This window comes from Methylorubrum podarium (assembly GCF_040270385.1).
Lineage (GTDB): Bacteria > Pseudomonadota > Alphaproteobacteria > Rhizobiales > Beijerinckiaceae > Methylobacterium > Methylobacterium podarium.
The window spans coordinates 1-20,676 of sequence record NZ_JBELQE010000092.1 but is presented as its reverse complement, the minus strand read 5'-3'; the positions used below and the strand labels follow the sequence as shown (position 1 = coordinate 20,676).

Below are 20,676 nucleotides of genomic sequence, written 5' to 3'. Positions count from 1 at the left end.
TCTCGAGCGGAACGGGCTCAACACCGACGGCCTTGAGATATCCGGGGAACATCCCGCGCCCGGCATGGACCGCCGAGCGCGGGGTCGGAATCGAGACGGGACGCCGGTCGGCGCCCCGGTTCCTGCGTCAATATCCGTAGTCCCGACGCGGATAGCCTTGCCCCCCGCCATAGCCCGCCCCGCGGGGCTGGACACGGGAGCCGTAGTCGATCTCCCGCCGCGCGCGGCGATTGGCCAGGGCACGGCCCGCCAGACAGCCGGCCACGGCGCCCACCACCCCGCGCTCCGCCAGATAGTGGCCGGCGACCCCGCCGATGATCGCACCCTTGATGCAGCCTTTGGCCTCCGCCGCCCCGACGCTGGCCAGCGTCATGACCGTCAGCATCGATGCCGTCGCAAGAACTCGCATGCCGTTCCTCCCACCTCGTGGCCGGAGAAACGGCGCCGTGCCCGGTCGCGTTCCGCGCCGCCGCCGCGGGGGCCGGCTCGGGGGAGGTCGAAGTCGTCGATCGGCGTGCCGCCCTCAGCCGCCCCCCTTCGGCCGCCGCAGCTCGAACCGGTTCTCGGGCTCGGTGGTGAAGTAGTCGAAGTAGCCGGCGCGCAGGATCGGGCGCATCGCCCCCGTATCGACCCGTCCGTCCCGCACGAAGCGGTCGTCGATGTAGATCGAGACCACCTGCCCGATCACCATGAAGTTCGCGGGCTCGCCGCCGCCGAGCGGCACCAGCGGCACGGTCTGAAGCCACTTGCACTCGATCGCCGCCGGCGATTCCGCGACCCGGGGCGGGCGCACCCGGCGCGAGGGCGCGGGCGTCAGCCCGGCGGGTCCGAACTCGCTCTCGCCCCGCGCCAGCGGCGCCGAGGTGGCGTTGACCGCCTCGCGCAGGTCGAAGGTGGCGAGGCTGCACACGAACTCGCCGCCCTCCTCGGCGAAGGTCATCGCGTCCTTGCGGCCCGAGGAGGAGAACATCACCATGTCGGGATCGCCGCCGACCGCGTTGAAGAACGAGTACGGCGCGAGGTTCACCCGGCCCGCCCGGTCCATGGCGCTGATCCAGCCGATCGGGCGCGGGGCGACGATGGCCTTCAGCGGGTTGTGCGGCAGGCTCGGATTCTCGGCCTCGTAATGCATGGGGTGCCCCTCAGAGCCGCGTGACGATCTGCGCGAGGTCCGGCCGCGGCCGGTCGGAGGGCACCTCCCGCGCGCGGCCGATATGGATGAAGCCGGCGATCCGCTCGGCCGGGTCGAGGCCGAGCGCGTCGAGCACCCGGCGGTCGTAGGCGAACCACTCGGTGAGCCAGGAGGTGGCGTAGCCCGCGGCGTTGCCGGCGACCACGAGGTTCATGCAGACGGCACCGGCCGAGAGCACCTGCTCCCATTCGGGGATTTTGACGTGCGGCCCGGCGCGGGAGACCACTCCGACCACGACCGGCGCGTGGGCGAGGCGCTGCCGCTCCTGTGCGCGCCGCTTCTCGTCGGCCTCGGGCGCGTCGGCCAGGAAGATCCGCTCGATGATGGCGCCGACGCGCGTCCGCGCCTCGCCCTCGATCACGAGGAAGCGCCAGGGGGCGAGCTTGCCGTGGTCGGGCACCCGCGCGGCGATGGCGAGCCAGCCGTCGAGTTCCTCCGCCGTCGGGCCTGGACCGTCGAGCAGCATCGGCGGCACCGAGCGGCGGGTGCGCAGCAGGGGGAGGGTGCCGGTCTGGGCGGCGTCTCGGATCTCGGTCATGGACAATCCGCGTTGAGAGGGTGAAGCTCGGATCACGACCGCCATGCCGCCGCCACGGTCGGGTTTCAAGAGCGCGCGGGCGCTCGAGACGGCGCCAGACGGCGTCCTGTGGGGCGAGCGGAAGGAACGGGGACGATGGGACGCGGGTCCGCAGGCTGCAAGACCGTTTCCTTGTCCGCCGCTCTGGCCGGTCTCGTCGCGATCGCGCCGGCCGCCGCGCAGGCGCCGACGCCGTTCGGGCCGGGCCTGCCCTCGCCGGGGATCACCGGGCCGGTTCTGCCGCCGCCCGCGGCGGAAGGCGAGGCGGACCTGTCGCTCTCGGCGGTCTTCGTCGGCGCGAACGGGCCGATCCGCTCCGGCCTGACCTGGCGCATCTACGGCGAGAACGGGGACGGCACCCGCCCGGCCATCGTCGCCCGCTCGAACGATCCCGCCCCGACCTTCAAGCTCGCGGCCGGCGCCTACGTCGCCACCGTCACCTACGGCTATGCCAGCGCCTCGAAGCGGATCACCATGGCGGGCACCGCCAACACGGATCAGCTCCGCGTCGCCGCGGGCGCCCTCAAGCTGTCGGGGGCGGTCGGCGACCAGAAGATCCCGGGCAACCAGCTCGGCTTCTCGGTCTACGTGCCGATCGGGACGAACTCGGAAGGGCGCCTCGTGCGCAGCGGCATCAAGGCCGGCGAGATCGTGCGCCTGCCCGAGGGGACCTACCACGTCGTGTCGAGCTACGGCGACTCGAACGCGATCCAGCGCGCCGATCTCCGGGTCGAGAACGGCAAGGTCACCGACGCGACCATGAACCACCGCGCCGCCACCGTGACCCTGAAGCTCGTGGCGGCCCCCGGCTCCGAAGCCTTCGCCGGCACCGCCTTCAGCGTGCTGACGCCGGGCGGCGACACGATCCGCGAGGCGATCGGCGCCTTCCCCTCCGTGACCCTGGCGGAGGGCGACTACGTGCTGATCGCCCGCCACGACGGACAGGTCTTCACCCGCGAGTTCAAGGTGGAGAGCGGCATGGACCGCGACATCGAGGTCGTGGCCAAGGGAAGCTGAAATCGATGCGTCGGCGTGCGACCGCTCTCGCGGCTTCCCTGATCCTGGCCGGCGCGATCGCGGCCGAGGCTCAGACCGTCGTGGACGGCTCCGACACGGGTGTCGGTGCGGAGGCGGCGCGCACGGCTCTGGTCCTGATCGAGAAACAGATGCGCGATCCGGAAGCCAGGGTCGCCGACCTGCGGATCGGCCGGGCCGGGGCGCTGTGCGGCACGGTCGATGTGAGGAACCGCATGGGCACCCATACCGGGCCCCGCCCGTTCGTCGCCGATCTGGCGGAAAACTTCCTCGGACGGCTGCCCGAGGGGCCGGAACTGCGCAGCCCGGCGAGTCCGGCGGCGTTCACCGCCATGGAGCGGACGCGGGCGCTGTTCGCGGCGAATTGCACCGAGGGCTGAGCAGCCGGCCTCCGTCAGCCGAACGGCGCGATCAGCACCAGCGCCAGAATGAAGCCGACGGCGAAGACGATGGCGTCACGGACCCCGTAGACACCCCATCCCGCGGCGGCGGTCTCACGAGAATGAGACCAGACGTCCATGGCTTCCCCCCTCTTCCGGTGTCCAGCAATGGTGCCGTGCCCGCTCGAACCGTACGCCTCGGCGAACGGCAGGCTCGGACATTTCATGCCGTTTCCGGTTGATCGCTTCGGCCTCCGTCGCTTCTCTCCTCCCCCTTGTGGGGAGGAGGCAGGAGGTGGGGGTGGTGCCGGATCGAGCGCGGCGGTGCCGTCTGCACCACCCCCACCCCGAACCCCTCCCCACAAGGGGGAGGGGACAGCCCTGACCGAAGCGATCAACCGGAAACCGTCTCAGGCGAACGGGACGATCAGCGGCAGGGCGAGCGCCAACCCGCCGAACAGAACGATGAGGTCGCGGACGCGCCGCCCGATCCATGTCCGGGTGCCGCCGCGCGGCGCGGTGATATCGTCGGTGAAGGTCATGGTTCGTCTCCCATCTCTCGATGGCCTCGATATGAGGGAGCCGCCGCTTTCCCGACAGGGACGGTTGCAGTACGATTCCGAAGAACTGTCCGGGACGTCGGCCGGTACAGTTCGGAGGAGCGATCATGACGGTGGCGGTTGCCGAGCCGGTCCTCTCGCGGGTCGAGACGGTGATGCGCGCCATCGAGGCGCGGATCGAGGGTCGGGCGCTCGGCCCCGGCGCAAGGCTGCCCTCGGTGCGCGGCCTCGCCGACAGCATGCAGGTCTCGAAATCGACCGTGGTCGAGGCCTATGACCGGCTGGCGGCGCGCGGCGCCATCGTCTCGCGGCCGGGCTCCGGCTTCTTCGTCTCCGCCCGCCCGGAGCCGCTCAGCCTCACCGCGATCGGGCCGCGGCTCGACCGGGCGGTCGATCCGGTCTGGATCACCCGGCAATCGCTGGAGGCGCGGCCGGATTCCCTGAGGCCCGGCTGCGGCTGGCTCCCGCCGGACTGGCTGCCCGAGGCGGAGCTGCGCCGGGCCCTGCGCCAGGTCGCCCGCCGGGGCGACGCGGTGATGTTCTACGACACGCCGCAGGGCCACGCGCTGCTGCGCCAGCAGATGGCGCTGCGGCTGACCGAGCGCGGCATCCGCGCCCATCCCGACCAGCTCGTGCTGACCGATTCGGTCACCCACGCCCTCGACCTGATCATCCGCTTCCTCGCCGAGCCCGGCGACACGGTGCTGCTGGACGATCCCTGCTACTTCTCGTTCCAGGCGCTCGCCCGGGCCCACCGGCTGCAGATGGTCGGCGTGCCGTTCGGGCCCGAGGGGCCAGATCTCGCCGCGTTCGAGCGGGCGCTGATCGCGCACAAGCCGCGGTTCTACATCACCAATTCCGGCCTGCATAACCCGACCGGCGCGACCTTGAGCCCGGTCGCCGTCCACCGCATCCTGCGGCTCGCCGAAATGCACGGCACGCTCATCGTCGAGGACGACGCCTACGCCGATTTCGAGGCGGAGCCGGGCCCGCGGCTCGCCGGCTTCGACGGGCTCGACCGGGTGATCCATGTCGGCGGCTTCTCGAAGACGATCTCGACCGGAGCCCGCATCGGCGCGATCGCGATCCGCGGCGACTGGGTCGAGCGCCTCGTCGATCTCAAGCTCGCGGTGTCGTTGAGCGACAACCACCTCACCGCCGCCACCGTCCACCGCTTCCTCGCCGAGGGCAGCTACCGGCATCACGTCGATGCCATGCGCACCCGGCTGGCGGAGGCCCGCGGCACGGTGGTGCGGCGGCTCGCGGAGGTCGGCGTGACCGTGCCCTTCGTGCCCCAGGCGGGCATGTTCCTGTGGGCGCGCCTGCCCGCCGGCCTCGACGCGGCGGACGTCTCCCGCCGGGCGCTCGCCCGCGGCATGGTGCTGGCGCCGGGCAACGTCTTCTCGCTCAGCCAGGGCGCCGCCGGCTCCATGCGCTTCAACGTGGCGCAATGCGCCGACCCGCGGGTTTTTTCGGAATTGGCGCGGGCGATGGAGGGGTGAGGCGCGAGCGCTCGCACCCCTCTTTCCGTCACGGCGCCGGCACCTCGACGTGCCGGCCGTCGAGGACGGCGTCGGTGCTCGGAAGGCTGTCGGCGGCGGCCTCGGCCCGGCGGCGGTCCGGGGAGGTCGCCTCCTCGACGAAGGCGGCGAGCGCCGCGTCGAGGGCCAGCGTCGTGGTCTTCTGGCTGCCGAGGCGGCGCACCGAGACCGTGCGCTCCTCCGCCTCGCGGCGCCCGAGCGCCAGCAGCACCGGTACCTTCGCCAGCGAGTGCTCGCGGACCTTGTAGTTGATCTTTTCGTTGCGCAGATCCGCTTCCACCCGCAGCCCGGCGCGCTCCAGCGCGCGGACCACCTCGCGGGCGTAAGGATCGGCGTCGCTGGTGATCGTCGCCACCACCACCTGAACCGGCGCGAGCCAGAGCGGGAAATGCCCTGCGAAATGCTCGATCAGGATGCCGGTGAAGCGCTCCATCGAGCCGCAGATGGCGCGGTGGATCATCACCGGCGGCTTCTTCTGGCTGTCGGCGTCGATGTAGCTGGCATCGAAGCGCTCCGGCAGGTTGAAATCCACCTGCGTCGTGCCGCACTGCCAGTCGCGGCCGATGGCGTCGCGCAGCACGTACTCGAATTTCGGCCCGTAGAACGCGCCCTCGCCCGGATTGAACTCAGTCCGAACGCGGCCGTTTGAAGCCGCCTCGATCTGCGCGAGAACGCCGTGCATGACAGCCTCGGCGTGGTCCCACAGGGCGTCGGAGCCGACGCGCTTCTCGGGGCGCGTGGAGAGCTTCACCAGGATCTGGTCGAAGCCGAAATCGGCGTAGGTCGAGAGGATCAAGTCGTTGATCTTCAGGCACTCGGCGGCGAGCTGGTCCTCGGTGCAGAAGATGTGCGCGTCGTCCTGGGTGAAGCCGCGCACGCGCATCAGGCCGTGCATCGCCCCCGACGGCTCGTAGCGGTGGACCACGCCGAACTCAGCCATGCGCAGGGGCAGGTCGCGGTACGACTTCAGGCCGTGCTTGAAGATCTGCACGTGACCGGGGCAGTTCATCGGCTTCAGGGCGAACCAGCGCTTGTCCTCGGCCTCCTCGCCGGCGGATTGGGCGGCGAACATGTTCTCGCGGTACCAGCCCCAGTGGCCGGAGGTCTCCCACAGCGACTTGTCGAGGATCTGCGGCGCGTTCACCTCGGCGTAGTCGCCCTTCAGGCGGCGGCGCATGTAGGCAATCAGCTCCTGGAAGATCGTCCAGCCCTTGGCGTGCCAGAACACGACGCCCGGACCCTCCTCCTGGAAGTGGAAGAGGTCCATCTCCTTGCCCAGGCGCCGGTGGTCGCGGCGCTCGGCCTCCTCCAGCCGGTGCAGGTAGGCGTCGAGATCTCCTTGAGACGCCCAGGCCGTGCCGTAGATGCGCGTCAGCATCGGGTTGTTGGCGTCGCCCCGCCAATAGGCGCCGGCGACCTTCATCAGCTTGAAGGCGGTGCCGACCTTGCCCGTCGAGGTCATGTGCGGGCCGCGGCAGAGGTCGAACCACTCGCCCTGGCGGTAGATCTTCAGATCCTCGCCCGCGGGGATCGCGTCCACCAGCTCGACCTTGTAGCTCTCGCCCTTGTCGGCGAAGAGCTTCTTGACGTCGTCGCGCGTCCAGACTTCCTTCGTGAACGGGGCATCGCGCGCGATGATCTCGCGCATCTTCGCCTCGATCTTCGGGAAGTCCTCGGGCGTGAACGGCTCGTCCTTGGCGAAGTCGTAGTAGAAGCCGTTCTCGATGACGGGGCCGATCGTCACCTGCGTGCCGGGCCAGAGCGCCTGCACCGCCTCCGCCAGCACGTGGGCGCAGTCGTGGCGGATCAGCTCGAGCGCCCGCGCGTCGTCGCGCGAGAGGAACTCGATCGCGGCGTCGTGCTCGATGATGTCGTCGAGGTCGCGCACCGTGCCGTCGAGCGCCATGGCGACCGTGCGCTTGGCGAGCGACTTGGCGATGCCCTCCACCACGGTCCGACCGGTCACCGCGGCGTCGTACGCGCGGGTGTTGCCGTCGGGGAAGGTCAGGATGGGCATGATGGGACCGTGTTTTTCGGAAGCAACGCCCCGCGGAGGGGACGGCGGGTTTTCGGAAGGCGCGGGGGTGAAGTCAATGCTGACGTGACGTTCGAGCCCGCGTGGCTTCTCGCAGCTTCGACGACGGACCCTTTCCGGCCTCCGCGCCGCCCCTCATGCTGAGGCGCCGCGCAGCGGCCTCGAAGCACACCGCGACATCTCTCCCGACTAACCGGTGCCTTAGGATCGACCGTTCCGGCGTGCTTCAAGGCCGAGCGTTCGCTCGGCGCCTCAGCATGAGGAGCGCGGCGCTTGCCGGAGAACGGGCTCGCACCGGCCCTCAGAGATCGTCCGGCCCCCAGCCGAGCCGCAAGGCGATCGCCCGCGCCGCGGCGTCGTCGAGGAACAGCACCAGCCCCGCCCCGCCGTCGGCGGCGATCCGGAAGCGGCGCGTCTCACCCGCCGGCCGGCACGCGTCGAGCTGTTCGAGCAGGCTCCAGTCGAAGTTCTTGTCGGCCGGGAAGGTGATCGCCGGGATCGGCGGCTCCGTCTCGAACGCGACGCGGAAGCCGTGCCCGTAGGGTCCGAGCCCCGGCACCCGGGAGACGGCGAGGCCGCGGCAGGTCCAGACGCCGGCGATCTCGATCACGCGGGCGAAGAGCGCGCGGTAGGGCTCCTCGTCGGCCCCGTCGTAGCAGTGATCGACGAAGATCGCCGCATTGGCGAACTCGTCCTCGATCCCGTCCGCCAGGGCGCGGTAGCTCCACAGGATGTCGATCGCCAGCGCGTCCGGGGCACGCTCGGTCAGCGGCAGGGTCTCGTTGTTGTCGCCGAGGGCGAATTCCGGATGCTCCGCCATCGACCGGGCGACGCCGCGAACGGACTGGCCCTCGTAGTGGGGGCCGAGCCGCAGGCCGGCGGCGATCAGGCCCTCCAGGGCCGCCTCGACGGCGTCGATCTCCGCTTCGCTGCGCACTTGCGGCGGCTGCGGCGTCGGTTCCCAGTCCAGCAAAGGCGAGGCCGGCAACGGCGTGGCCGGCAGGGGCGAGGCCGGCAAGGGCGAGGCCGATAGGGGCGAGGCCGACATGGGCGGCGGGGAGGGGCGCTCCTGCCCGAACAGGCGACGAATCCAGCCGATCATGTCGTGCTCCACAACCATGCCGCCCCGCGCACGCCCGAGGCGTCGCCGTGCAGGCTGGCCCGGATCGGCGTGTCGAAGGCGTCGGAGAAGACGTGCGGCGCGACCGCCTCGGGCAGCGCGGCGACGAGGCTCTGGACCCGCGAGAGGCCGCCGCCGAGGACGATCACGTCGGGGTCGAGGATGTTGACCACGTGGGCGATGCCGCGCCCGAGGCGGTCGATATAGCGCGCCATCGCGTCCGCCGCCGGCCGGTCGCCGGACTGCGCGGCGGCAACGATCTCTTCCCCGGTCCGTGTCTGGCGGGAACTGCGGAAAAAGTCGGCGGCGAGGCCGGGCCCCGAGAGCCAGGTCTCGATGCAGCCGTGACGGCCGCAATAGCAGGCCGGGCCGGGGCGCTCGTCGTCGCGGGGCTGGGGAAGCGGGTTGTGGCCCCACTCCCCGGCGACGGCGTTGCGGCCCGTCAGCGCCTGCCCCCGCAGGGCGATCCCGGAGCCGACGCCGGTGCCGAGGATGATCGCCCAGACGATCGCCTCGCCCGCGCCGGCCCCGTCGACGGCTTCCGAGACGGCGAGGCAGTTGGCGTCGTTCTCGACCCGCACCGGGCGGTCGAGCCGGGCGGCGAGATCCTTTACGAATGGCCTGCCATTGAGCCAGACCGAGTTGGCGTTCTTGATCAGGCCCGTGGCGCGGGAGACGGCGCCGGGCATGCCGACGCCGACGCTCGCCCCCGCTGTGCCGGCCTGCCGCTCCAGTGCGGCGACGAGGCCGGCGATGGCGTCGAGGGTTCCGGCATAGTCGCCGCGCGGGGTCGGCACGCGGGTCTCCGCCCGCGTCGCCCCGTCGGCGTCCAGGGCGATCCCGGCGATCTTGGTGCCGCCGAGATCGATCCCGATGCGCAACCGCTCGGAAGCCAAGACGGGTTTACTGCGCCGCCACGGCCTTCGGAGCGGTGGGAGGCACATCTTCGCCCGGCCCTTCCGGCGACTCGTCCGAGATCTCGGTGCCGATCGCGACCGGATGCGCCATCACCTCGGCGAGCTTCTTTTTGTCGAGCTCGCCCTCCCAGCGGGAGACGACGATGGTGGCCACGCCGTTGCCGATGAGGTTGGTCAGCGCGCGGCACTCCGACATGAACTTGTCGACGCCGAGCACGAGAGTCATCGCCGCCACCGGCACCGGATTGCCGGGGATGGCGGCCAGCGTCGCGGCGAGGGTGATGAAGCCCGCGCCGGTCACGCCCGAAGCGCCCTTCGAGGTCAGCATCGCGACGAGGAAGATCGTCGCGTACTGCCCGACCGAGAGGTCGGCGCCCACCGCCTGCGCCAGGAACAGGGTGGTGAGCGTCATGTAGATGTTGGTGCCGTCGAGGTTGAACGAGTAGCCCGTCGGGATCACGAGGCCGACGACCGAATCCGAGGCGCCCAGCCGCTTCATCTTGGTCATCATGTGCGGCAGCACGGTCTCGGAGGACGAGGTGCCGAGCACGATCAGCAGCTCGTCCTTGATGTAGGCGAGGAACTTGATGATCGAGAAGCCGGCGAAGGCCGCGATGCCGCCGAGCACGACGAAGATGAACAGCAGCGAGGTGGTGTAGAACGTGCCGACCAGCCACGCGAGGTCCACGACCTTGCCGATGCCGTACTGGCCCACGGTGAAGGCCATGGCGCCGAAGGCGCCGATGGGGGCGAGCTTCACCACGAGGCCGATGATGCGGAAGAAGACCTGCCCCGCCGCGTCGATGCCGCGGGTGATGCCGGCGCCCTTCTCGCCCATGCCGGTGAGCACCACGCCGGTCAGGATCGCGATCAGCAGGACCTGGAGCAGGTCGCCGGTGGCGAAGGCGTCGAAGAAGCTCTTGGGGATGATCGCCAGGATGTGGGCGACGGTGGAATCGGCGGCCGCCTTGCTGGCATAGCTCTCGACCGCCTTGGCATCGAGCTTCGACACGTCGGCGCCGAAGCCGGCGCCGGGCTGGATGACCTCGCCGACGATGATGCCGACGAGGAGCGCGATGGAGGAGACCACCTCGAAGTAGATCAGCGCCTTCAGGCCGACGCGGCCGACCTTCTTGAGGTCGCCGATCGAGGCGATGCCGTGGACGATGGTGCAGAAGATGATCGGCGCGATCAGCATCTTGATCAGCGCGATGAAGGCGTCGCCGAGCCATTTGAGCGACACGCCCGTTTTCGGGCTGTACCAGCCGAGCAGGACGCCGAGCACGATGGCGATCAGCACCTGGATGTAGAGCACCCGGTACCAGGGCACGTGCGCGGCGGGCACGCCCGCATCATGCGTTGCGGAATGGGCCATGTTTCCTCACCGATACCGTGTTGCGCGGCCTCGCCCGGGCGGCTTTAGGCGGACGCTAGTCTCTTTGATTTCAGTGCTCAATCGCACGCCGGTAGTCGGCGCCGCCTTTGTAACCGACGACGCTTCGGGCGACCCGGCCCGACTTTTCGATCTGCCAAGGTCCCGTACGGGCGGGGCTGATGGCAAGGATGCGGTGTCCTTGCAAGGCTTGGGCGGTCCGATGCCGCAGGGATGTCGGTGGATGAAGTGGGTCCGGAAGACGTGCGAGGCGGCCCGACCGGCCTGCGGCGGCGGCCGGCCGGCTTTCGCCAGGCGCCGGCCGTTGGCCCTTCCCCTCGACGGGGGAGCGCTCTAGAAGCACGGCATGTTCGGCCTCTTCCCCCGCGCGACGCGAATTACGGGCCCGGCCTCCGCGTAAGGCGCCGCACCGGCGGCCGCCCCGGATGCCGGGTGAAGCCCTCCGCCCGTTTCCCTATCGCCGTCCCTCGCGACGAGAATCCTGCCGAACCCATGAGCGACCAGACCAACGCCGCCCCCGCGGCCGCACGCGACTACTCGCGAACGCTGTTCCTGCCGAAGACCGACTTCCCCATGCGCGCGGGGCTGCCCACCCGCGAGCCGCTCTTGCTGGAGCGCTGGAAGAGCATCGGCCTCTACGAGAAGATCCGCGCCGCCGCGAAGGGCCGTCCGCGCTTCGTGCTGCATGACGGCCCGCCCTACGCCAACGGCAACATCCATATCGGCCACGCGCTCAACAAGATCCTCAAGGACGTGGTGGTGCGCTCGCAGGGCGCCCTCGGCCGCGACGCGAATTACGTGCCGGGCTGGGACTGCCACGGCCTGCCGATCGAGTGGAAGATCGAGGAGCAGTACCGCGCCAAGGGCAAGAACAAGGACGAGGTGCCGGTGCTGGAATTCCGCCAGCAATGCCGGGCCTTCGCCGCGGAGTGGCTGGACATCCAGCGTGAGGAGTTCAAGCGGCTCGGCGTCACCGGCGACTGGGACCATCCCTACTCGACCATGGCCTATCCCGCCGAGGCGCGCATCGCCGCGGAGCTGATGAAGTTCGCGGCCTCGGGCCAGCTCTACCGCGGCTCGAAGCCGGTGATGTGGTCGGTGGTGGAGAAGACCGCGCTCGCCGAGGCCGAGGTCGAGTACGAGGAGCATGTCAGCGACACGGTGTTCGTGGCCTTCCCGATCCGCGCGGGCGCCCCGGCCGAACTGGCCGGTGCCCGCGTCGTGATCTGGACCACCACGCCCTGGACGCTGCCGGCCAACCGCGCCGTCGCCTACTCGAAGCGGGTCGCCTACGGGCTCTACCGCGTCACGCAGGCCGCCGAGGACAATTGGGCCAAGGTCGGTGACAGCTACCTGCTCGCCGACGCGCTCGCCGAGGGCGTGTTCAAGGCCGCCCGCGTCGAGGCGTTCGAGCGCGTGGCCGACGTGCCGGCGGCGAGCCTCGCCGGGCTCACCCTGTCGCACCCGCTTCACGCCTTCGATCCCGGCTACGGCTTCCCGGTGCCGATGCTGGAGGGCGAGCACGTCACCGACGAGGCCGGCACCGGCTTCGTCCACACGGCGCCGAGCCATGGCCGGGAGGACTTCGAGGTCTGGATGGCCAACGGCCGCCGCCTCGCGGAAGCCGGGATCGACACCCGCATCCCCTACACCGTCGATGCCGACGGCATGCTCACGAAGGAGGCGCCGGGCTTCACCGGCCGCTTCGTCTTCACCGCCAAGGGCGAGAAGGGCGACGCCAACAAGGCGCTCATCGCCGCGCTGACGGAGGTCGGCGCGCTGGTCGCCCGCGGCGTGCTGCGCCACCAGTACCCGCATTCCTGGCGCTCGAAGAAGCCGGTCCTGTTCCGCAACACGCCGCAATGGTTCATCGCCATGGACCGGCCGGTGGATTCCCTTGGCAACCGCACGCTCCGCGAGACCGCGCTGCACGCGATCGAGGAGACGCAGTGGGTTCCGCCCCAGGGAAAGAACCGGATCAACGGCATGGTCGCCGGCCGGCCCGACTGGGTGGTCTCGCGCCAGCGCGCCTGGGGCGTGCCGATCACCGTCTTCGTCGAGCGCGAGACCGGAAAGGTGCTGCGCGACGAGGCGGTCAACGCCCGCATCGCCGAGGCGTTTGCCGCCGAGGGCGCCGATGCGTGGTTCGCTGAAAACGCCACCGAGCGCTTCCTGGCCCCCGAGCACGATCCGGCCAAGTACGAAAAGGTGACGGACGTCCTCGACGTCTGGTTCGATTCCGGCTCGACCCACGCCTTCGTGCTCGACGACGCGCAAGCCTTCCCCGGCCTCGCCGGCATCCGCCGGGCGGTCGATGGCGGGCCCGACACGGTGATGTACCTGGAGGGCTCCGACCAGCACCGCGGCTGGTTCCAGTCCTCGCTGCTCGAATCCTGCGGCACGCGGGGCCATGCGCCCTACGACGTCGTGCTCACCCACGGCTTCGTCCTCGACGCCAAGGGCGAGAAGATGTCGAAGTCGCGCGGCAACGTCGTCGCGCCGCAGAACGTCATCAAGGAATCGGGCGCCGACATCTTACGGCTTTGGGTCGCCGCGGCCGACTATTCCGACGACCTGCGCATCGGGCCTGAAATCGTCAAGACCTTCGCCGAGACCTATCGCAAGCTGCGCAACTCGCTCCGGTGGATGCTCGGCTCGCTCGCCCATCGGGTGCCGGGCGACGACGTGCCGCTCGGTGAGATGCCGGAGCTGGAGCGCTTCATCCTGCATCGCCTGGCGCAGCTCGACGGCGAGATCCGCGAGGCCTACGCCGCCTTCGACACCAAGCGGATCGTGGCGCTGCTCAACGGCTTCATGACCGGCGACCTCTCGGCCTTCTACTTCGACGTGCGCAAGGACGCGCTCTACTGCGACCCGATCTCCTCGGTGACGCGCCGCGCCGCGCTCCAGGTGATCGACGCGGCGTTCCGCCGGGTCACGATCTGGCTCGCGCCGGTCCTCGCCTTTACGGCGGAGGAGGCATGGCTCGACCGTTACCCGTCGGAAGACGGCTCGGTGCATCTCCAGACCCTGCCGGAGACGCCCGCGGAATGGCGCGACGACGCGCTCGCCGCCCGCTGGCAGAAGGTGCGCAAGCTGCGCCGCGTCGTCACCGGGGCGCTCGAGATCGAGCGCGCCGCCAAGCGCATCGGCGCGAGCCTGGAGGCGGCGCCGACCGTCTACGTGTCCGACGCCGACCTGCTCGGGGCGCTCGACGGCGTCGACTTCGCCGACATCTGCATCACCTCGGCGATCACGGTCCGCGCCGGCGAGGGACCGGCCGACGCCTTCCGCCTCGACGAGGTGAAGGGCGTGGCGGTGGTGCCCGAGCGCGCCGCGGGCCGCAAATGCGCCCGCTCCTGGCGGGTCACCCCGGAGGTCGGGCTCGACCGCGACTATCCCGACGTGACGCCGCGCGACGCGGCGGCCCTGCGCGAGTGGGATGCGGCGCATCCGGGGGCGGCGTGAGGCGCACCGCGAACCGCGAACGCCCCCTCTCCCCTCCGCGGGAGAGGGTGGCCCCCGAAGGGGGTCGGGTGAGGGGAGCCCGGCTGCCGGACGATGCGGCGCGTCGGATGGCGGGCGCTTCATCCTTCGCCGTCGCTCCCCTCTCCCGCCTCGCATCCGCGAGGCACCCTCCCCCGCAGAGGGGGGAGCGGAAACGCGTCGTGGGCCGAGTCTCGTGATGACCCCCTTCCGCGCTGGCCTGATCGCGGCCCTCGCTACGCTGGCCCTCGATCAGGCCTCCAAGCTCTGGCTCTATTTCGGCACCGACCTCGTGATGACCCAGCCCTGGCGGCTGGCGCCGTTCGCGGACTTCGTCGTGGTCTGGAACCGGGGCGTCTCCTACGGCCTGTTCCAGCAGGAGGGCGGGCTCGGGCGCTGGCTGCTCGTCGGGGTCTCGCTCGCCGCCGCCGTCGGCCTGTCGGTGTGGATGTACCGGGCCGGCTCGCGGCTGCTCACCGTGGCGCTCGGCCTCATCGTCGGTGGCGCCCTCGGCAACGCCATCGACCGGGCGGCCTACGGCGCGGTGTTCGATTTCGTCCACCTGCATGCGGGGACGTGGTCCTGGTACGTGTTCAACGTGGCGGATGCGGCCATCGTCGCCGGCGTCGTCGGCCTGATCCTCGACAGCCTGCGGCCCGCCGGGCGCAGGGCGCCGACGGACGTCGCGCAGGACGGCGGCCGTCCCCAGCCTTGAGGCGAGGCGCGGTCTCCTCCGCGTCAAGGCGCCATACCTTCGCCCGAAACCCGGCTCACCTCGGTCTCGAAGGTCTCGGTCCGCGATTCACGTTGAATCGCCGTCCGGCTGACTGCCCCGGATGAAAAGCGGGCGGAGCCGGTCTTTGAAACCTTGGGGAAATTGGCATGAACGGGCGGCGCAGCGTCTCGCGGGCTTTCGGAACGATCCGGCCCCTTGCCTTGGGTGCGGCCCTGCTGCCCTGCCTTGCGGTCGGCGCGGCCCGCGCCGAGGGCGAGTTCATGCGCGATACGCTGAGCAATCTCGGCCTGATCGAGCCGGAACGCCCCGCGATCACCTATCGCGAGCGCGCGCCGCTCGCCATGCCGCCGAAGCTCGGTGGCAAGGAGGACCTGACCGCCGGCCTGCCCGTGCCGCGGGCCCGCCAGGCCGATCCGGCCTGGCCGAAGGACCCCGAACTGATCCAGCGCGAGCGGGCCGCCATCGAGGCGAAGAAGCCGATCGTGCGCGGCGCGCAGGGGCGCATGAACGACAACAACGAGACGCTTTCGGTCTACGAATTGGAAGCCGGCCGCCGCGCCGGCGCCGGCGCCCTGACCGGGCCGGCCAACACCCCCGGCGAGGGCGACACCCGCACCTCGACCTGGCTCAACCCGTTCGAACTGCTGAAGGGCAAGTCCGAGACGGTCGAGCCGTCCCTGGTCGAGCCCGACCGCGACACGCTGACCGATCCGCCCACCGGCTACCGCAAGGCGCCGATCAAGGTCGCCAAGCCGCAGGGCGGCCCCGTCGGTGGCCCAATCAACGACCGCGACGAAGCCGATCCGCGTGCCTATATCAGGAATCCGTCCGGGCGCTGAGCGCCACCGCCTTCGTGCGGGTCCGTCGCTCTCGATGGATTCGCGCGGTCGTCACGCAATCGGACGGACCGTCACCGCGCGGACACGTCGCGCGGTACGGGATTTGCCACCGGCAACCAATCTCGGGACAATGCCGGGATCGTCGAGACGGAAAGCGCGGAGGGCGGAAGGGCCCCCGCAAAGGACAGCAGGATGCACCTCTACCGGAAGGCCATCGCGCCCGTGGGACCGCAGCGAGGCCTGAACCACGCCGGCCGCGTGGATGCCGCCCCGTTCGGGCGCTCCGAGGCCGGCGGCCCGGAGGTCTCCGCCTTCGTGCTCGACAACGGCCTCGACGTGGTGGTGGTGCCCGACCACCGCGCGCCGGTCGCCACCCACATGATCTGGTACCGCAACGGCTCGGCGGATGATCCGATCGGCCAGTCCGGCATCGCCCACTTCCTCGAACACCTGATGTTCAAGGGCACGGAGAAGCATCCGGCCGGCGCCTTCTCGAAGGCGGTCTCGTCGCTCGGCGGCCAGGAGAACGCCTTCACCAGCTACGACTACACCGCCTACTTCCAGCGCGTCGCCCGCGACCATCTCTCGACGATGATGGCTTTCGAGGCCGACCGCATGGGCGGCCTCGTCCTCGACGACGCCGTGGTGGCGCCGGAGCGCGACGTGGTGCTGGAGGAGCGCCGGATGCGGGTCGAGACCGACCCGTCGGCGCAGCTCTCCGAGGCGATGGCCGCCTCGCTGTTCGTGCACCACCCCTACGGCATCCCGATCATCGGCTGGATGCACGAGATCGAGGAACTGAACCGCGGCCACGCCATCGACTATTACAAGCGCTTCTACACCCCCGAGAACGCGATCCTCGTGGTGGCCGGCGACGTCACGCCCGACGAGGTGCGGCGCTTGGCCGAGGACACCTACGGCCGGGTCGCGCCGCAGGGCGCGCGGCCGCTCCGGACCCGCCCGCGCGAGCCGGAGCCGCGGGCGATGCGCCGCATCGCGGTGGCCGATCCGAAGGTCGAGCAGCCGACCTTCCAGCGGCTCTACCTCACTCCCTCCTGCATGACCGCCCGCGACGGCGAGGGCCACGCGCTCGAACTGCTGGCCGAGGTGATCGGCGGCGGCGCGACCTCGTTCCTCTACCGCAAGCTGGTGCTGGAGATGGGCGTCGCGGTGAATGCTGGCGCCTGGTACATGGGCTCGGCCATCGACGAGACGCGGTTCGCCGTCTACGCCGTGCCGGCCGAGGGCGTGACCCTCGAGGCCCTGGAGGAGCACGTCGACCGCGTGCTGCGCCGCGCGCCCGAGGCGCTCGACCCGGTGGCGATCGAGCGGGCCAAGATCCGGCTCGTGGCCGAGACGGTCTACTCCTCCGACTCGCAGTCCTCGCTCGCCCGCATCTACGGCTCGGCGCTCGCCATCGGCGAGACGGTCGAGGAGGTGCGCGCTTGGCCGACCGAGATCGAGGCGGTGACCCGCGACCGGCTGGTGGCGGTCGCCGCCCGCTACCTCGTGCCCGCCCGCTCGGTGACCGGCTACCTCACCAAGGCCCGCGAGACGGACGTCACGACGGCCTGACGCCACGCGATTCTCCGCGTCGCCGGAAGGCCGGCGGCGCCGTTCGCGAAAAGACGCTTTCCAAGGAACTTCCGATGAATCTCGCCGAGACCGGCACCCGCACCGCGACCACGCCGACCCAGGCGCTGCCGCTCGCGGCCGCCCCCGGCATCGAGGCTTGGCACGTCGCCTCGCCGGTGGTGCCGATGATCGCGCTCTCCTTCACCTTCGAGGGCGGTGCGGCGCAGGACGCTGAGGGCAAGGCGGGCACCGCGCAGATGATGGCGCGGCTGCTCGACGAGGGCGCGGGCGACCTCGATTCCGACGCCTTCCAGGAGGCGCTGGCGGCCCGCGCCATCGAGCTGAGCTTCCATACCGGTCCCGATTCCATCGGCGGCTCGCTCAAGACCCTGACGAAGCACGCCGACGAGGCGATCCGCCTGCTCACCCTGGCGCTCGCCGAGCCGCGCTTCGACCCGGCCGCCATCGAGCGGGTGCGGGCGCAGATGATCGCCGGCCTGCGCTACCAGCAGAACGACCCCGGCGTGCTCGCCTCCCGCCGCTACTTCCGCGAGGCGTTCCCGGGCCATGCCTACGGCCGCCCGTCCGCCGGCACCGTCGAGACGCTCTCGGCGATCACCCGCGACGACCTCGTGGCGATGCACCGCGCCGTGATCGGCCGCGGCGGCCTGAAGGTCGCCGCCGTCGGCGCCTTCGACGAGGCGGGAATCACCGGGATGATCGCGCAGGCCTTCGGGGGCCTGCCCGAGGCCGGCCCGCTCAAGCCCGTGCCGCCGACCGCGATCAACGAACTCGGGCGGCGCATCGTCGTCGATCTCGACGTGCCGCAATCGGTGATCCGCTTCGGCCTCCCCGGCGTGGCCTGGCGCGACCCCGACTTCATCCCGGCCTACGTGCTGAACCACATCCTGGGCGGCGGCGCCTTCACCTCCCGCCTGTTCCAGGAGGTGCGCGAGAAGCGCGGGCTGGCCTACTCGGTCGGCACCTCGCTCACCTCGCACCGGGCGGTCGCCATGACCTGGGGCTACACCGCCACCAAGAACGAGCGCGTGGTCGAGGCCCTCGACGTGATCGGCGACGAGATCCACCGCCTCATCACCGACGGCCCGTCCGACGAGGAGCTGCAGAAGGCCAAGGACTACCTGACCGGTTCCTACGCTCTCGGCTTCGACACCTCGACCAAGATCGCCAACCAGCTGGTGCAGATCGCCTTCGAGGGGCTCGGCATGGACTACATCGCCCGCCGCAACGACCTCGTGGCGAGCGTGACCCAGGCCGACATCCGCCGGGCCGGCGCCCGCACGCTGGGCGACGGCCGGATGCTGGTGGTCGCCGCGGGGCGGCCGACGGGGCTGTAAGCAGGTTACCCCGAAGCGGGTTCGAACGAGGCCGGCACGCGGGGACGCGTTGCCGGCCTTTTTTGTGTCCGGTCTGTGATCTGCCATGTCGCCGAACGACGGCGCGAGATCGGCGCCTTGGGTCCGCGCCCAAACCCCCTATCTGGTGGAGGCCGAACCCGCTCCCCGCGCGAGGCCTCCCACGATGCAGCTCACCGGACTCCACCACGTCACCGCCATCACGGCGCGGGCGGCCGACAACCTCGCCTTCTACACCCGCGTGCTGGGGCTCAGGCTCGTCAAGAAGACCGTCAACCAGGACGACGTCTCGGCCTATCACCTGTTCTACGCCGACGGGCGCGCCTCGCCCGGCACCGACATCACCTTCTTCGACTGGCCGGCGCCGCCCGAGCAGCGCGGCACCGACAGCATCGCGCGCATTCTGCTGCGCGTCGGCGGCGCGGCGAGCTTCGACTGGTGGCGCGAGCATCTCGGCCGCCAGGGCGTGACCCACCATCCGGCGATCGAGCGGGACGGGCGCCTCACCCTCGACTTCGAGGACGGCGAGGGCCAGCGCCTCGGCCTCGTCGATGACGGCGGGGCGGGCGAGGCGCATCCCTGGGACGGCAGTCCGGTGCCGCCGGAGCACCAGATCCGGGGCCTCGGCCCGATCCGCCTCGCGGTCTCGCAGCCCGAGCGCACCGAGGCCGTTCTGACGCAGATCCTCGGCTTCCGCCGCGCCCGCACCTTCGAACTGCCCGAGGGCGAGGTGACCGTGTTCGAGACCGGCGCGGGCGGTCCGGCCGCCGAGGTCCAGCTTCTCAAGGACACGAGCAGGCCGGCGCGCCAGGGGGCCGGCGCCGTCCACCACGTCGCCTTCCGCATCCCGGACGCCGACTACGAAGCCTGGGCCGACCGCCTCAAGCAGCAGCGCATCCCCTCCAGCGGCCCGGTCGATCGCTACTATTTCCGCAGCCTGTATTTCCGCGAGCCGAACGGCATCCTGTTCGAGATCGCCACCGACGGGCCGGGCTTCGCCACCGACGAGCCGATGGAGACCCTGGGCGAGCGCCTCGCCCTGCCGCCCTTCCTCGAACCGCGCCGGGCCGAGATCGAGGCGGGGTTGAAGCCGCTCTAGGGCCGGTCCGGTCCACGAGCCGATCGCGAATCATGCTACGGTTGTGTTTCGGGTCGGTTCGACGTGAGGAAGAAGGCGATGCGGGGCGCGACGACCAAAGTCCTTCTCGCACTGGCGAGTGCCGTCTCGCTTTGCGTGGCGGCGGGCCCTGCGGCAGCAGCCCCCTGTTTCCGCTACACCGAACGTCTGACCCTTTCGGGCAAGCTGGTGGTCAAGACCTATCCGGGGATCCCGAACTACGAGAGCGTGGCCCAGGGCGATGCACCGGAGACCGTCCTGGTGTTGCTTCTGCCCAAGCCGATCTGCATGGAGGCGAACAAGGCCGATACGTCCGGGCTCGACGAGGCGGTGTCGGGTGTCCGGGCGGTGCAACTCGCCGCCACGAGCAAGGAACTGGGAGTCACTCCCGGTCGCGCGGTGCGCGTCTCCGGCAATGTCTTCGCGGCACATACGGGCCATCACCACACGCCGCTCGTGATGAGCGAGGTGCGGGTCGAAGAAGCCCGCTGACGGCCGCTCCATGCCGATCCGGCGATGCACGCGCGCCGGGGCAGCCATGCGCCGGATTCAAGAACAGTTCCAGACAAACCCGCATTCGGTGCGCTGTGGCAGCGCTGCGTCTTGACGCGGATGCTGCAACTGCGAGAAGAGCCCGCTTTCGACGCTTCGAGAATCGGGAAACCTGCGGCCGATGAGCAAGTACAACGAGGAGCGCGTCCTCTCCGTCCATCACTGGACCGACACGCTCTTCTCCTTCCGCACGACGCGCGATCCCTCGTTCCGCTTCCGCAACGGCGAGTTCACGATGATCGGCA

Annotated in this window: 19 protein-coding genes and 1 pseudogene; 11 read left to right on the top strand and 9 right to left on the bottom strand. The window is 70.7% G+C overall.

Annotation, left to right across the window (positions count from 1 at the left end):
• Positions 1-127: 127 nt before the first annotated feature.
• From ABS772_RS18485 to ABS772_RS18475, 3 genes are all read right to left on the bottom strand, one after another.
• Positions 128-409: a hypothetical protein gene (locus ABS772_RS18485; RefSeq protein ID WP_350396274.1), complete on the bottom strand. Its 282-nt coding sequence runs from the start codon at positions 407-409 to the stop codon at positions 128-130.
• A gap of 114 nt (positions 410-523) precedes the next feature.
• Positions 524-1,132, bottom strand: coding sequence for a flavin reductase family protein (locus ABS772_RS18480; protein ID WP_350396273.1), 609 nt, complete (start codon positions 1,130-1,132; stop codon positions 524-526).
• A gap of 10 nt (positions 1,133-1,142) precedes the next feature.
• The gene (locus tag ABS772_RS18475; protein ID WP_350396272.1) at positions 1,143-1,730 is read right to left on the bottom strand and encodes a nitroreductase family protein; all 588 of its coding nucleotides are present in this window, start codon (positions 1,728-1,730) and stop codon (positions 1,143-1,145) included.
• Positions 1,731-1,865: 135 nt separating this feature from the next.
• On the opposite strand from ABS772_RS18475, the gene ABS772_RS18470 reads away from it, so the two are divergent.
• Both ABS772_RS18470 and ABS772_RS18465 read left to right on the top strand, forming a co-directional pair.
• Positions 1,866-2,786: a hypothetical protein gene (locus tag ABS772_RS18470; RefSeq protein ID WP_350396271.1), complete on the top strand. Its 921-nt coding sequence runs from the start codon at positions 1,866-1,868 to the stop codon at positions 2,784-2,786.
• 5 nt (positions 2,787-2,791) lie between these two features.
• Positions 2,792-3,184, top strand: a complete 393-nt coding sequence (locus ABS772_RS18465) for a hypothetical protein (RefSeq protein ID WP_350396270.1) — start codon at positions 2,792-2,794, stop codon at positions 3,182-3,184.
• 14 nt (positions 3,185-3,198) lie between these two features.
• Here ABS772_RS18465 and ABS772_RS18460 read toward each other — a convergent pair whose 3' ends face one another.
• Positions 3,199-3,324 carry a hypothetical protein gene (locus ABS772_RS18460; protein WP_350396268.1) on the bottom strand — a complete coding sequence of 42 codons (126 nt, stop codon included), beginning with the start codon at positions 3,322-3,324 and terminating at the stop codon, positions 3,199-3,201.
• Positions 3,325-3,594: 270 nt separating this feature from the next.
• Positions 3,595-3,726 (bottom strand): hypothetical protein, encoded by a 132-nt coding sequence (locus ABS772_RS18455; protein ID WP_350396267.1) that lies wholly within the window; start codon positions 3,724-3,726, stop codon positions 3,595-3,597.
• A 125-nt stretch (positions 3,727-3,851) separates the two neighbouring features.
• Between ABS772_RS18455 and ABS772_RS18450 the strand changes: the two genes are divergently transcribed.
• Positions 3,852-5,246, top strand: a complete 1,395-nt coding sequence (locus tag ABS772_RS18450) for an aminotransferase-like domain-containing protein (protein ID WP_350396266.1) — start codon at positions 3,852-3,854, stop codon at positions 5,244-5,246.
• A 28-nt stretch (positions 5,247-5,274) separates the two neighbouring features.
• On the opposite strand, the gene thrS is transcribed toward ABS772_RS18450, so the two are convergent.
• From thrS to ABS772_RS18430, 4 genes are all read right to left on the bottom strand, one after another.
• Positions 5,275-7,302, bottom strand: coding sequence for a threonine--tRNA ligase (gene thrS, locus ABS772_RS18445; protein WP_350396265.1), 2,028 nt, complete (start codon positions 7,300-7,302; stop codon positions 5,275-5,277).
• A 319-nt stretch (positions 7,303-7,621) separates the two neighbouring features.
• Positions 7,622-8,422 carry a hypothetical protein gene (locus ABS772_RS18440; protein WP_350396264.1) on the bottom strand — a complete coding sequence of 267 codons (801 nt, stop codon included), beginning with the start codon at positions 8,420-8,422 and terminating at the stop codon, positions 7,622-7,624.
• The gene (locus tag ABS772_RS18435; protein WP_350396262.1) at positions 8,419-9,321 is read right to left on the bottom strand and encodes an ROK family protein; all 903 of its coding nucleotides are present in this window, start codon (positions 9,319-9,321) and stop codon (positions 8,419-8,421) included. The genes ABS772_RS18440 and ABS772_RS18435 overlap by 4 nt, the downstream gene beginning before the upstream one ends.
• Before the next feature lie 22 nt (positions 9,322-9,343).
• The gene (locus ABS772_RS18430) at positions 9,344-10,732 is read right to left on the bottom strand and encodes a dicarboxylate/amino acid:cation symporter (protein ID WP_238255680.1); all 1,389 of its coding nucleotides are present in this window, start codon (positions 10,730-10,732) and stop codon (positions 9,344-9,346) included.
• A 510-nt stretch (positions 10,733-11,242) separates the two neighbouring features.
• On the opposite strand from ABS772_RS18430, the gene ileS reads away from it, so the two are divergent.
• The 8 genes and pseudogenes from ileS to ABS772_RS18390 all read left to right on the top strand — a co-directional run.
• On the top strand, positions 11,243-14,218 hold the full coding sequence (ileS, locus tag ABS772_RS18425; protein ID WP_350396259.1) for an isoleucine--tRNA ligase: 2,976 nt from the start codon (positions 11,243-11,245) through the stop codon (positions 14,216-14,218).
• A gap of 217 nt (positions 14,219-14,435) precedes the next feature.
• On the top strand, positions 14,436-14,951 hold the full coding sequence (gene lspA, locus ABS772_RS18420; protein ID WP_350396257.1) for a signal peptidase II: 516 nt from the start codon (positions 14,436-14,438) through the stop codon (positions 14,949-14,951).
• Positions 14,952-15,118: 167 nt separating this feature from the next.
• Positions 15,119-15,811, top strand: coding sequence for a hypothetical protein (locus ABS772_RS18415; RefSeq protein WP_350396255.1), 693 nt, complete (start codon positions 15,119-15,121; stop codon positions 15,809-15,811).
• A gap of 192 nt (positions 15,812-16,003) precedes the next feature.
• Positions 16,004-17,386 carry a M16 family metallopeptidase gene (locus ABS772_RS18410; protein ID WP_238255676.1) on the top strand — a complete coding sequence of 461 codons (1,383 nt, stop codon included), beginning with the start codon at positions 16,004-16,006 and terminating at the stop codon, positions 17,384-17,386.
• Between the two features lie 74 nt (positions 17,387-17,460).
• Positions 17,461-18,744: a M16 family metallopeptidase gene (locus tag ABS772_RS18405; RefSeq protein ID WP_350396253.1), complete on the top strand. Its 1,284-nt coding sequence runs from the start codon at positions 17,461-17,463 to the stop codon at positions 18,742-18,744.
• Positions 18,745-18,928: 184 nt separating this feature from the next.
• Complete coding sequence (locus tag ABS772_RS18400; RefSeq protein ID WP_350396251.1) at positions 18,929-19,861, top strand: ring-cleaving dioxygenase; 933 nt, start codon at positions 18,929-18,931, stop codon at positions 19,859-19,861.
• A gap of 78 nt (positions 19,862-19,939) precedes the next feature.
• Positions 19,940-20,371 (top strand): DUF4431 domain-containing protein, encoded by a 432-nt coding sequence (locus ABS772_RS18395; RefSeq protein WP_350396249.1) that lies wholly within the window; start codon positions 19,940-19,942, stop codon positions 20,369-20,371.
• Between the two features lie 181 nt (positions 20,372-20,552).
• Positions 20,553-20,676 (top strand): annotated as a pseudogene (locus tag ABS772_RS18390) (ferredoxin--NADP reductase); the annotation flags it as partial.